The organism is Streptomyces sp. NPDC127117 (assembly GCF_042677325.1).
In the GTDB taxonomy this organism is placed as follows: Bacteria; Actinomycetota; Actinomycetes; order Streptomycetales; family Streptomycetaceae; genus Streptomyces.
On sequence record NZ_JBHXTM010000109.1, the window covers coordinates 1 to 12,765 of the forward strand.

The following is a 12,765-nucleotide window of genomic DNA, read 5'->3' on the forward strand; positions in this document are numbered from 1 at the left end:
GGGGCGCTTGTGTGCGTTGGCTGGGGGGGGGCCTTTGGCTCGGCTCGGCCCCTGGGCGTGGGGGGCTTCTCCCCGGTCGCCGTCCGCCGGTCAGTTGAACGAGGCGGCGAACATTCCGGCCTCGTAGGAGCCACCCTTCTGGTGCACGATCACGGCGAGCCGGTTGGCCGCGTTGATCAGGGCGACCAGGACGACCAACGCGGCGACCTGGTCGTCGTCGTAGTGCTCGCGCACCTCGGCCCAGGTCTCGTCGGACACGCCTTCCTGGGCGTCCGCGAGCCGGGTGCCCTCCTCGGCGAGCGCCAGCGCGGCCCGCTCGGCCTCGGTGAACACGGTGGACTCGCGCCAGGCCGCGACCAGGTTGAGCCGGACAGCGGTCTCACCGGCGGCCGCTGCCTCCTTGGTGTGCATGTCGATGCACCAGCCGCAGCCATTGATCTGGCTGGCACGCAACGACACCAGCTCCTGGGTGGAATGCGGGAGCGACGACTGCTGGATCACCAGACCGGCGTTGGCGAACCGCTTGGCGAACTTGGCGGAGATCTCGTTCTCGAACAGGTTGAACCGGGCGTCCATGGCTTCGTCCTCACTCGTGGTGTTGCACTCGACGGACACGGGACGCCGATGCCCCGCCCCTTGTGACAGGCCCTGTTGTGTGACGTGCGCCACTGCTCGCGGATGTCACAGAACGGCGCGGACCGGCGTCTTGTGCGCGTGGCGGCGTCGAGAGCGAACAGGCAGGAGCATCCGGTGAAGAGCGAGCACAGCGAGCGCACGGTGGACATGGCCGGGCAGGTCACGGACGGAGTGCACCCGGATCCCGCCACCGAGGCGTTCGTCGCCCACCGCAATCTGCTGTTCACCGTCGCCTACGAGATGCTCGGCTCGGCCGCCGACACGGAGGACGTGCTGCAGGAGACCTGGCTGCGGTGGGCGGGTGTCGATCTCGGCACGGTGCAGAACCAGCGCGCGTTCCTGGTCCGGATCACCACGCGCCAGGCGCTGAGCCGACTGCGTACGCTCGGCCGCCGCAAGGAGTCCTACGTCGGCTCCTGGCTGCCCGAACCACTGCTCACCGCACCCGATGTGGCCGAGGACGTCGAACTGGCGGACAGCGTCTCGATGGCGATGCTGCTGGTACTGGAGACCCTCGCGCCGACCGAACGGGCGGTGTTCGTGCTGCGCGAGGTGTTCGACGTCAAGTACGACGAGATCGCCGAGGCCGTCGACAAGAGCCCGGCAGCGGTCCGCCAGATCGCCCACCGGGCACGGGCACACGTCGCGGCACGGCGGCCGCGCGGGATCGTCTCCCAGGCCGAGACCCGGGACGTGCTCGATGCGTTCCGGCGGGCGACCGAGACGGGGGATCTGCAGGGCCTGCTCGACGTCCTCGCGCCGGACGTCGTCCTGCTGGGCGACGGCGGCGGAGTCAAGCAGGCCGTCCTGCGGCCCGTCGTCGGGGCCGACAAGGTGGCCCGGCTGCTGGCCACCGGGCTGGGCAGGGTCACCGACCTCTCGCTGCTGCCGGCGCAGGTCAACGCGCACCCGGCGCTGATCGTCCGGCTCGACGGCGCGGTCGACACCGTCATGACGATGCACATCGCCGATGGCCTCATCTCCGCGGTCTACGCCGTACGCAACCCCGAGAAACTGTCGCACATGGAGCGGGAGACCGCCCTGCGCCGCTGATCGCTGTCCGCGATGGCGCTGGTGGCCCCGGCGTGGAAGCAGCCGTGCTGCCGGGTGGCTTCGGGGCGGCTCGGCGGCATCGGCCGGCCTCTGATGGACTCAGGCCATGACGACACTGCCGCCCCGCATCCTTCGAGCACTTGAGCAGTTCCATGCCGGCCGCCCCTGGGACCACAACGCCCACTACCACCGGTGGATCCTGCGCCGGCTCCCGGAACGCTTCAACCGCGCCCTGGACGTCGGATCCGGCAGCGGTGACCTTGCCCGACTCCTGGCCTCACGGGCCGAAGCGGTGCACGGCATCGACATCGACCCGACCATCGTCGCCGCCGCACGGGAGCTCACAGCCCCGGCCGCCCCGGTGACCTTCACAGTCGGAGACGCACTGAACGAGATCCCCACAGGCCCCTTCGACGTCATCACATGTGTCGCCACCATCCATCACCTGCCGTTCAGCGACGCCCTCACTCTCTTCCGGCAGCACCTGGCGCCCGGCGGAACCCTGGTCGTCGTGGGTCTCTACCGCTCGCGGTCCCGGAGCGACCAGCTGATCGACGCCGTCGCCATTCCGTCGAATGTCGCCATGGCATGGATCAGGAACAAGGGCCGCAAGTCACCGCGACCGACCTCGATGACTGCCCCCACCCGACCGGCGACCATGACCTTCGCAGACATCGTGCGCGACGCTCGCCACGTACTACCCGGCGCACGGCTGCACCGGCGACTGTTCTGGCGCTACACGCTCGTCTGGAACCAACGCTGAGCGGTACCGGCCCGTGTATTCGCACCGGAGTCGCCGCGCTCACCCGATGCCGCGCGTCCGAGGGCCTGTGGCACGATGCCCGGATGATCTCCGGTCCGCCCGTGTCCCCTGTCGTTCCCGCAGGCCGGATGGCCCGGGACGCCCAACCGGTACTCGGCCTGCCCAACGGCCTGGAGTTGCGGCCCTGGAACCGGGACGACGCCGATGTGCTGGTTGCCGCGGGCCAGGATCCGGCGATTCGTCAGTGGAACCTTCTTGTCGTGGAGTCGGTGCGGGAGGCGCGGGAGCGGATCGAGCGGATGCATGAGCGCCGGCAGGCCGAGACGGGTGCGATCTGGGCGATCGCCCGGCCGGGCGGAGAGGCGACGGGGCTCATCGGGTTGAACGGCATCGACCTGGCGGCCGGCAGCGCCGAGATCATCTACTGGCTCCTCCCGGCCGCCCGTGGCGGTGGAGTCGCGGTCGAGGCCGTGCGACACGTCAGCCGGTGGGCACTTCAGGACCTGGGGCTGCACCGCCTGCGGCTGTGCCATTCGGTGGCCAACCCTGCCTCCTGCCGGGTGGCGCTCAAGGCCGGGTACGCCTTCGAGGGTGTCATGCGTGGCGCGCTGCTGCACGCGGACGGATGGCACGACCAGCATCTGCACGCCCGTACAAGGGGGGACGGCCAGGGCGCGCTGTGAGAGCGTCCGGACGTCATGGGGGCCGCGACGCCGGGTGAGAGGCGGAGGCCGGCCCCCGATCGAAGACACAACACCCGGGCCGTCCGAAGGTGGACGCCGACGGCGAAATCCATGAAGATCCTGACGAAGCAGTACACCGAGTACCGAGCCCATGACGCCGTGGGCCTGGCCGAGTCGGTCGCCCGGGGAGAGGTCTCACCCGGCGAACTGCTCGATGTCGCCATCGCCCGCCCGGAGGCCGTGAACGGCAAGCTCAACGCGATCGTCCAGCCGATGCACGAGATCGCCCGCACACGGGCGAAGGAGTCGCTGAGCGGGCCGTTCGCCGGGGTTCCGTTCCTGATCAAAGACCTGTCGCAGGACTACGCCGGGCTGCCGACCGGCAGCGGAAACCGGGCTCTTCGCCACCGTCCCGCCGAGCGGCACAGCGAGGTGGTCGACCGCTGGCTGGGCGCCGGACTCGTGATCTTCGGCAAGACCAACACACCGGAGTTCGGCGCGAAGGGTGTCACCGAACCGGAAGTGAGCGGGCCCACCCGCAACCCCTTGGACCTCGGCCGTACACCGGGCGGTTCGTCCGGAGGGTCGGCGGCGGCCGTGGCGGCGGGCATCGTGCCGGTGGCCGGTGCCAATGACGGCGGCGGGTCGATACGCATCCCGGCCGCGTGCTGCGGCCTGTTCGGCCTGAAGCCGGGGCGCGGACTGGTCCCGGCCGGTCCAGCCGTCGCCGAGCACCTCCACGGCGCTGCGACCGACGGTGTCGTATCGCGCAGCGTCCGCGACAGCGCGGCCATGCTGGACGTGCTGACCTCGCACGCGGACCCGGCCGGACCGTTCCTGCACGCACGCCCCGAGCTGCCGTACGCCGAACTCGCCGGCAGGCCCCGGAAGCTGCGGATCGGCTTCGCCACCCGCTCCCCCATCGACACCGAGGTCGATCCGCAGGCGGTCGCCGCGGTCGGGGACGCCGCGGAGCTGCTCCGTCATCTCGGCCACGACGTCGAGGCCACCGAGCCGGAGATCGACCAGCGGCAGCTCGCCTTCGACTTCCTGTCGATGTGGACCACCCAACTCGCCCACACCGTGGACGAGATCCGCCGTACGACCGGCGCCGGCCCGGAGGCCTTCGAACTCGACACCCATCTGCTGGCCGCCGCCGGGCGCTCCCTGAAGGCTCCCGCCTACTACGCCGCCCACGACCGCTGGAACGCGTACAGCCGGCAGCTCGCCGCATTCCACAGCCGCTACGATCTGCTCCTCACCCCGGCCTTGGCCCGGCCCGCCGTACGGATCGGCGAGCTGGGCACGCCTCGGCCGGTGCGTGCCGTGGCCCGGGTCCTGATGCGACTGGGGCTGCTGGGCACCCTGGCGGGGACCAAGGCGTGGGAGAGCGCGGTGATCGCCAACCTCGCGGCGACCCCGTACACCCAGCTGGCCAACATCACCGGTCGTCCGGCGATGAGCGTCCCCACCTACCGCACTCCCGGCGGCCTGCCGCTCGGCGTCCAGTTCGTGGGTCCGCTGGGCGGCGAGGGAATGCTCCTTGCCCTCGCCACCCAGATCGAGACCGAACGGCCCTGGGCACACCTCGAACCGGCTCTCTGAGCGCCCGGCCGCGGCCTGGCGTGGCGGGATTCCGTAAGGAGGCACACCCCTGTCGGTTCCTTTCGCCGGGCCCGCCGCCCGCACCCGGCACCCGGCACCCGGCACCCGGCACCCGGCCAACATATACAGAGTCTTTGGTTAAGAGGTCGGGGACGTCGTGCCGGGGGCGCGGCTTCAGGACGACGGTTCGGGCAGCATCGTGTCGACGTCGTACAGCCGGGCATCCACGTGGTCGAGGGCGAGCCGGACCGCGCCCAGCACCACGGCCTGGTCGGAGAGGGTGGAGACCGCCAGCGCCGGGGGTTCCAGGCACAGCGGGTCGAGGTGCCGCCGCAGCGGCTCCAGCAGTACGTCCCCGGAGCGCGACACGCCGCCGCCGATCACGACGAGCTCCGGGTCCAGGGCCAGAACCAGGGCGGCGATACCCTCGGCCAGGTCGTGGGCGTACTGTTCCACGGCCCAGCGGGCGGCCGGTTCGCCGGTGCGGGCCTGGGCGAAGACGTACTCGGCGGCCTCCTGGGGCAGGATGTCCGCCGGCATCTTCGGATAGCCGGTCAGATGCGAGGTGGCCCGGTGCCAGCCCAGCAGGGGCAGGGCGCCGATCTCGCCGGCCGCTCCCCCGCGCCCCCGGTGCACCCGGCCACCGATCAGCAGACCGGCCCCGGTGCGCACTCCCGACAGTACGAAGGCCACATCGTCGACGCCCCGGGCCTCGCCGATCCAGCCCTCCGTGAGCGCGGCGAGATTGCAGTCGTTCTCCACCAGGACCGGGCAGTCGAAGTCAGCGCCCAGCTCGCCCCCGAGGTCCAGACCGTCCCATTCCGGCAGGCCGACGCAGCGTTTGACCCGGCCGTCATGGCTGACCACGCCCGTGGTGCCGACGCAGACGGTGGCGAGCTGGGCGCGGCCGACCTCCGCCGATTCGAGTGCCTCGACGGCCGTGGCGCGCACCGCGGCCAGACGTACGGAACGCCCCGCGTCCGCGCTCACCCGCTCGGTGCGGGCCGCCACGACGGTGCCGTCGAGGTCGGCCACGGCCGCCCGGATGCTGTATGAGCCGATGTCGATGCCGAGCACGTAGTCGCCGGTGGAGTGGAAACTGAACAGCCTGGCCGGGCGGCCCATGTGGCCCGGCTGCGGTGGCAGTTCCTTCAGCCATCCCGAACCGAGCAGCTCCTCCGTCAGGCTCTCCACGGTCGGGCGGGACAGACCTGTGCGTCTGGTGACCTCGGTGAGGCTGAGGGGGCCCTGGCCGCGCAGGGCGCGAAGCGTCGTGACCAGGTTGATGCGCCGCAGCCGCGAGGTGTCGCCTCCGGAAATTGTCACCGTCACTCCCTTGACAGGCTCTGTACATGAGAAATAAAAACAGGTTGCATTAGTAAGTCGCAAGTCCGAGGGGGTATTTGTGGTCACTCTCGCCATCATCGGGGCGGGGCTGCGCGGCATGAGCTACGCGCGGCGTGCTCTGGAGAGCGGCATGGCGCGTGTTGTGGCCGTGGCCGAGCCCGATCCGGAGCGCAGGCGCAGCATGGCCGCCGCGCACGACGTACCGGCCGAGAACGTCTTCGCCGACTGGCGGGATCTGCTCGCCCGGGACCGGCTGGCCGACGCGGCGGTGATCTCGACGCAGGACAGCATGCACACGGAACCCGCGGTGCGGGCGGCCGACCTCGGCTACCACCTGCTCCTGGAGAAGCCGATGGCGCAGAGCGAGGAGGAGGCCGCCGCCATCGCCGCGGCCGCCGACCGCAACGACGTCCTGCTGGCCGTCTGCCATGTCATGCGCTACACGCCCTACACGATCAGGCTCAGGGAACTCATCGAGGAGGGCCGGATCGGCGAGGTGATGAACATCCAGCACCTGGAACAGGTCGGCTGGTGGCATCAGGCCCACTCGTTCGTCCGGGGCAACTGGCGCAGCGAGGAGGGGTCGGGGCCGATGCTGATGACCAAGGCCTGCCACGACCTCGACTGGATCACCCACGTCAAGGGCGCGCTGCCCGAGCGGGTGTCCTCGTTCGGCAATCTGGTGCACTTCCGGGCCGAGAACCGGCCCAACGGTGCGGCGGACCGATGCGTGGAGTGCCCGGTGGAGTCCACCTGTCCGTACTCGGCCAAACGCATCTACCTCGATTGCCTGGGCGACGCGGACAAGGAGTTCTGGCCGCTGTCCGCGGTCACGGCCGACCACACGAAGGAAGGGGTGCTCGCGGCGCTGCGCGAGGGCCCGTACGGCCGGTGCGCGTACACCTGTGACAACGATGTGGTCGACACCCAGGTCGTGACCATGGAGTTCGCCGACGGCACCTCCGCCACCTGCACGGTCACCGCGTTCGCGGCGCTGGAACACCGGAAGACCCGGATCTTCGGCACCCGCGGCTCCATCGACGGGGACGGAGTCGTCCTGCGCGTGCACGACTTCGTGACCGACGAGGTCACCGCCATCGACACCGGTGCGAACGGTGATCCCACGGCCGCCACCGGGCACGGCGGCGGTGACGCGGCCCTGTTCGACGCGTTCATCGACGCCATCGACAAGAACGATCCCTCCCTGGTACTCACCGACGGTGCGGAGAGCCTGGCCACGCACCGGGTCGTCTGGGCGGCCGAGCAGGCTCGCCGCACCGGCACCGTCGTATCCCTCCTGCCGCACTGACCCCCGGCCGTCGCGCCACGCCCGCGGACTCCCGCGCTCACCGGTCACCCTCACGAAAGGCACACCCCCGTGCGTAAGTTGACAGTCATGCTCACCGTCGGAGCACTCGCCCTGAGCGTAGGCGCCTGCGGCAAGAAGAACGGCTCCGCCGCCTCGGAGAAGGAACTCGTCTACACCTCCTCGTGGGGTGCCGACGAGCCGCAGGGCAAGCTCATCAGGTCGATAGCCGACGACTTCACCAAGGCGACCGGCACCAAGGTCGACCTGAAGTTCGTGGGCCGCAAGGGCACCGACACCCTTCCCACCGAGATGAACGCGGGCCAGGGCCCGGACCTGTTCGACACCTCCACCGACAGCGTCGGCGCCTTCGTCGCGCAGAACCTCGCCGCGCCGCTCGACGACGTCCTGGACAGGAAGGTGCCGGGCGAGGGCAAGAAGGTGCGGGACGTGCTGCCGGACTCGGTGGTGAAGGCGTCGACCGACAAGGACCATGTGCGGTTCATGGCCCACACCGTGATCTCCACCGCGGTCTGGTACGACGCGTCCGAGCACGCGGGGCTCGCTCCCAAGACGTGGAAGGAGTTCATCGCCTATCTCGACGAGGCGAAGAGGGACGGCCGCACTCCGCTGGGCCAGGACGGCACGGTCAACTTCTACAACGCGTACTGGTTCTACTCGGCCCTGGTCCGTTCCGAGGGCGCCGGCAGCCTCAGCGCGCTGGGCAAGGATCCGGCCGCCTGGGACAAGCCGGCCGTGCTCGCGGCCGCGAAGAAGGTGGAGCAGCTTGCCGACGGCGGCTACTTCCAGAAGGACTTCATGGCCACCAAGTACCCGGCCGCACAGGACGCCTGGGCGCAGGGCAAGTACGACCTGAACCTCAACGGCACCTGGCTGGCGGCCGAGACCGGTTCGAAGCTGGCCGAGGGGACCGAGGTCGCCTCGTTCCAGCTGCCGGCCGGCGGCAAGAACTCCGTGGAGGTCGGCACGCTCGGCTGGGGCGTCAACGCCAAGGGCCACAACATCGAGGCGGCCAAGGAGTTCCTCGCCTTCGCTCTGCAGAAGAAGTACGAGGCGAAGATCTCCACCGACGCGCACAACATTCCCGCGCGCCCGGACGTCCCCGCGCCCGGCTACCTGGCGGGCGTGCAGAAGGACGTCGCCGAGGCGAAGTTCACCCACCGCACCTACGACGACATGGCTGCGGACAAGAACTGGTGGAACAACGTCTTCCTGCCCCTGGACGACCAGCTGCTCTCCGGCAAGATCGACGCCGCGACCTTCGTGAAGACGGGCAAGAAGAAGGCCGCCGACTACCTCGCCAGCAAGGGCTGAGCCCATGGGGACGGCAACACTCACCCCGCCCGCGGCAGTGGCGCCGCCCGCCGCGGGCAAGGCGGGCAGGGGAAAACGGGTACGGCCGGCGCGTGAGCGGGCCTTCTGGCCCTTCCTGCTCCCCGCGCTGATCGCCTACTCCGCGCTCTTCGTCCTGCCGTCGCTGTTCGGCTTCTGGGTCAGCTTCAACAAGTGGGCGGGGCCCGGCTCCCCGATGACGTGGCACGGCCTCGGCAACTACCTGGAGCTGGCCCGCAGTGAGGCCTTCCGCACCGCCTTCGTCAACACCTTCGTGCTGGCCTTCGGCGGCGGGGCCCTCGTCTTCGCCTTCACCTTCCTGTCGATGATGGTGCTGCGGCAGGTCAAGGGCCGGGCGTTCATCCGGTCCGTGATCTTCCTGCCGATGATCATCTCGGTGATCGCGGTCGGTGTGGCCATCGGCTTCCTGCTCAATCCCGACGGCGCGGTGAACACGATCCTGGGCTGGGTCGGCATCGAGGCGCGGCCGTGGCTGGGCCCGGACATGGTGTTCAAGTGCATCGTCGCCGGGCTGGTGTGGTCGAGCACGGGGTTCTACGTGGCGCTGATGATGTCGGCCGCCGACTCCATCCCGCCGTACCTGTACGAGGACGCCAAGCTGATCGGCGCCACGAAGTGGGAGCAGTTCCGGCACATCACACTGCCGCTGACCTGGGACGTGTTCGCAGTGTCGGCCGTGCTGTGGGTGGTCAACAGCCTGAAGGTGTTCGAGATCGTGATCGCCTTCACCACGGCCGGCACACCGGCCAGCCCGCCGATCCAGGCGCGCACCGTGGCGGTGCAGCAGTACGCCTCGGTGGCCGGCGGCGGTGTGCCCGAGCTGGGTTCGGGTGCCGCCATGGGCGTCGTCATCCTGATCGTGACGACGATCCTCATCGTATTGACCCGGCGTGTCACCCGCCGCGAACGTGTGGAGCTGTCATGAGGCGCCTGTTCGGCGACATTCTGGTGCCGCGCGCGACGACCGTCGCGCTCTGGGCCTGGGTCGTCTTCAACCTCGCGCTGGTCGCCTGGGTCGGCCTCCAGTCGCTCAAGGACTCCGGGCAGGTCTGGCTCTCACCGTTCGCGCTGCCGGACACCATCGAGTGGGGCAACTACTCCGCGGCGTGGAAGGCGGCCGGCTTCTCCGCCGCCGCGCTCAACAGCTCCGTTCTGACGGTGGTCGGATCGCTGCTGATCGTGGCGCTGTCGGCGCCCGCCGCGTATGTCCTGGCCCGCTCCGACCGGCGCGCCGCCGGACGGCTCACCGGGTATTTCGCGATGGGTCTGAGCATCCCGGTGCAGACGATCGTGATCCCCATCATCGTGATCAAGCTGTCCGTCTCCACGTTCATGATCGACTGGGTGACCGGCTGGTGGGACAACCGGATCACGCTCCTGGTCTTCCAGGTGGTGCTGTCGCTCCCGTTCGCCGTGTTCGTGCTGACCGGCTACATGCGCTCGCTGCCCCACGAGATCGAGGAGGCGGCCGAGCTGGACGGTGCGGGACCGCTGCGCGCCTTCGTCCAGGTCGTGCTGCCGGTGGCCAAGCCGGGCGTGATGACGGTGCTGATCCTCAACGTCATCGGCCTGTGGAACGAGACCCTGCTCGCCCTGTTGATCACCCCCACGCCTGAGGAGCGCACGCTGCCCGCGGCCCTTCTCAGCCTCTATGGCTCCATGCAGTACAGCTCCGACTGGGGCGCCCTGTTCGCCGGAATCGTGATCCTGGTCTATCCCATGATCGTGCTCTACCTCTGGCTGGGCCGCCGCATCGTCGAGGGCATGACTGCGGGGATCGGTAAGTAACGCGCATACAGAGACCGGCAATCCACCCGGAAGGACCGAGACGTGCGTACTTTGCGTAGCTCACGTATCCCAGGCACCTCATCCACCCCACGGAGGCACCTCATAGGGGCGCTCCTGGCGGCCCTCGCCCTGCCCCTCTCGGCGGTGGCGGCAGGGCCCGCGCAGGCAGCGGCCCCGGCGAAGCCCCACCCCCGCGCGGCGGGCACCACGTACTACGTGGACGCCGAAGCGGGCGACGACGCCCAGTCGGGCAAGAGCCAGGCCGCGGCCTGGAAGTCGCTCGCGAAAGCGAGCCAGTTGACGCTCGGCCCCGGTGACCAGCTGCTGTTCAAGGCCGGTCAGAAGTGGAAGGGCCGGCTCGACGTGCAGGGGGCGGGCGACGCCGGCAGTCCCGCGCTCGTCGGTTCGTACGGCAGTGGCGCCGAGCCGCTGATCGAGGGCGCGGGCACGACCGATGTCGCGGTCAAGCTCAACAACGTCCACGACTTCACGCTCGACGGGCTGGAGGTGACCAACTGGAGCGACAGCACCACGCCCCGCTCCGGTGTGAACCTGTTCGCCAAGGACGCGGGCAAGCTGTCCAACATCACCCTGCGCAATCTGAACATCCATGACGTGGACGGTCCCGGCGGCAGCACGGTCAGCTCCGCCGGGCTGCTGGTCTCCATCCGCGGCAACCGGACGCCCACGTACTTCGACAACCTGGTGCTGGAGAAGAACGAGGTCAGCAAGATCCGTTCGTACGGGATCATCACCTGGTCCACCTGGTCCCGGCGCAACGGGATGACGAGTCTGTACCCGGTGGAGACCGGTATCCCCGACAGCGAGGTCGTCACCTGGACGCCCAGCACCAACGTCAACATCCGTGACAACTACGTCCATGATGTGACTGCCGGCGGGATCACGCCCATGCACACCAGGGGCGCCGTCGTCGAGGGCAACCGCGTCCACAAGGCCGCCAGCGGCCGGCTCAACACCAAGGGCGGCAACGTCGGCATCTGGTGGCAGGGCAACGACGACCTGCTCGTGCAGCGCAACGAGGTGTCGGGCACCGGCTTCAACGGGCCGGGCACCGACGGCCACGGCTTCGACGCGGACGCCGACAACAACCGCAGCATCGTCCAGTACAACTACAGCCACGACAACGACGGTGGGTTCTTCATCACCGTCTCCTTCTCCGGTGCACCGACCAAGGACACCGTGGTCCGGTACAACCTGAGCAAGGACGACGGCTACGAGGTGTTCAGCCTCTCCACCGAGACGTCGGGCACCGACATCTACAACAACACCGTCTACGCGAGTGGCCGGGTCGTCACCGTCCACCCGCCGTACACCGGGGCCGGCGACTATCCGCTGGGCAAGGTCGTGCACATCTACAACAACGCGAGCGGCATCGAGATCCGCAACAACATCTTCTACAACCGGACCACGGCCGGCTACGACACCGCCAACAGCACCGTCTACGACTCCAACCTCTACTGGGGCACCACCACCCCCGTCGCCCCGTCCGGCGACATCAACGCCATCAAGGCGGACCCGAAGCTGGTCTCCATCGGCACCGACCCGGCGGGCTACAAGCTCCAGGCCGACTCCCCCGCGAGGGCGCGCGGCGCGGCGGTGGCGCAGAACGTCAAGGACTACTTCGGCAACGCGGTCCCGGCCACCGCTCCCGACCGGGGCTTCCATCAGTTCACCGGGGCTCCGCTGCGGCCCGTCGTCACCACGTCGTACGCCACGCTCGGCAACAGCCATCCCTACCGGATGGTCGACGGCAACACCTCGACCGCGTGGAGCAGCGTGTCCTCCGGGGTCGCCTTCCCGGGCACCATCGATGTGGACTTCCGGCAGCCCACCAGCGTCGGCACCGTCACCCTGCACACCGCCTTCGCCACCGGCCAGGGCATCAAGCAGCTCGATGTGCAGACCTGGAACGGCTCGGCCTGGGTGACCCAGGCCGCCGGGCAGCAACTGGCCTGGTCGGGCAACACGTCGACCGTCGAGCAGCGCACGATCACCCTGCCCCAGCGGGTCACGACCGAGCGGCTGCGCCTCACGGTCCGTGACGCCCACCTCCAGTGGGGCAACTTCGCGCTCTACGAGATCCAGGCCGCCTGACCGGTGGGGCGGTCCGTACGGCACCTGACCTCCGCACGGGCCGCCCCACCATGCACCATGAACGGGCTGGAAGCCCGACGGCTCCCGGCCACGCG

11 protein-coding genes are annotated in these 12,765 nt (G+C 69.6%); 9 read left to right on the forward strand and 2 right to left on the reverse strand.

Annotated features, from left to right (window positions below):
* Positions 1–90: 90 nt before the first annotated feature.
* The gene (locus tag ACFVH0_RS39870; protein ID WP_385828326.1) at positions 91–576 is read right to left on the reverse strand and encodes a carboxymuconolactone decarboxylase family protein; all 486 of its coding nucleotides are present in this window, start codon (positions 574–576) and stop codon (positions 91–93) included.
* A 174-nt stretch (positions 577–750) separates the two neighbouring features.
* Here ACFVH0_RS39870 and ACFVH0_RS39875 point away from each other — a divergent pair, with 174 nt between their 5' ends.
* From ACFVH0_RS39875 to ACFVH0_RS39890, 4 genes are all read left to right on the forward strand, one after another.
* Complete coding sequence (locus ACFVH0_RS39875) at positions 751–1,689, forward strand: RNA polymerase sigma-70 factor (RefSeq protein WP_385828327.1); 939 nt, start codon at positions 751–753, stop codon at positions 1,687–1,689.
* 106 nt (positions 1,690–1,795) lie between these two features.
* Entirely contained in the window at positions 1,796–2,452 is a 657-nt protein-coding gene (locus ACFVH0_RS39880; RefSeq protein WP_385828328.1) for a class I SAM-dependent methyltransferase, read from the forward strand.
* Positions 2,453–2,580: 128 nt separating this feature from the next.
* Positions 2,581–3,135 (forward strand): GNAT family N-acetyltransferase, encoded by a 555-nt coding sequence (locus ACFVH0_RS39885; protein ID WP_385828336.1) that lies wholly within the window; start codon positions 2,581–2,583, stop codon positions 3,133–3,135.
* 111 nt (positions 3,136–3,246) lie between these two features.
* Positions 3,247–4,740 (forward strand): amidase, encoded by a 1,494-nt coding sequence (locus tag ACFVH0_RS39890; RefSeq protein WP_385828329.1) that lies wholly within the window; start codon positions 3,247–3,249, stop codon positions 4,738–4,740.
* Positions 4,741–4,914: 174 nt separating this feature from the next.
* Here the strand turns inward: ACFVH0_RS39890 and ACFVH0_RS39895 are convergent, their stop codons facing one another.
* Positions 4,915–6,066: an ROK family protein gene (locus ACFVH0_RS39895; RefSeq protein ID WP_385828330.1), complete on the reverse strand. Its 1,152-nt coding sequence runs from the start codon at positions 6,064–6,066 to the stop codon at positions 4,915–4,917.
* A gap of 79 nt (positions 6,067–6,145) precedes the next feature.
* Here ACFVH0_RS39895 and ACFVH0_RS39900 point away from each other — a divergent pair, with 79 nt between their 5' ends.
* The 5 genes from ACFVH0_RS39900 (at position 6,146) to ACFVH0_RS39920 (ending at position 12,670) form a co-directional block, all read left to right on the forward strand.
* Positions 6,146–7,396, forward strand: coding sequence for a Gfo/Idh/MocA family protein (locus ACFVH0_RS39900; protein ID WP_385828331.1), 1,251 nt, complete (start codon positions 6,146–6,148; stop codon positions 7,394–7,396).
* A 69-nt stretch (positions 7,397–7,465) separates the two neighbouring features.
* A complete protein-coding gene (locus tag ACFVH0_RS39905; RefSeq protein ID WP_385828332.1) occupies positions 7,466–8,728 on the forward strand; it encodes an ABC transporter substrate-binding protein in 1,263 nt (420 codons plus the stop codon).
* Positions 8,729–8,732: 4 nt separating this feature from the next.
* Positions 8,733–9,692, forward strand: coding sequence for a carbohydrate ABC transporter permease (locus tag ACFVH0_RS39910; protein ID WP_385828333.1), 960 nt, complete (start codon positions 8,733–8,735; stop codon positions 9,690–9,692).
* Positions 9,689–10,555: a carbohydrate ABC transporter permease gene (locus ACFVH0_RS39915; protein WP_385828334.1), complete on the forward strand. Its 867-nt coding sequence runs from the start codon at positions 9,689–9,691 to the stop codon at positions 10,553–10,555. The genes ACFVH0_RS39910 and ACFVH0_RS39915 overlap by 4 nt, the downstream gene beginning before the upstream one ends.
* A 42-nt stretch (positions 10,556–10,597) precedes the next feature.
* Positions 10,598–12,670, forward strand: a complete 2,073-nt coding sequence (locus ACFVH0_RS39920) for a discoidin domain-containing protein (RefSeq protein ID WP_385828335.1) — start codon at positions 10,598–10,600, stop codon at positions 12,668–12,670.
* The last annotated feature ends 95 nt before the right edge of the window (positions 12,671–12,765 follow it).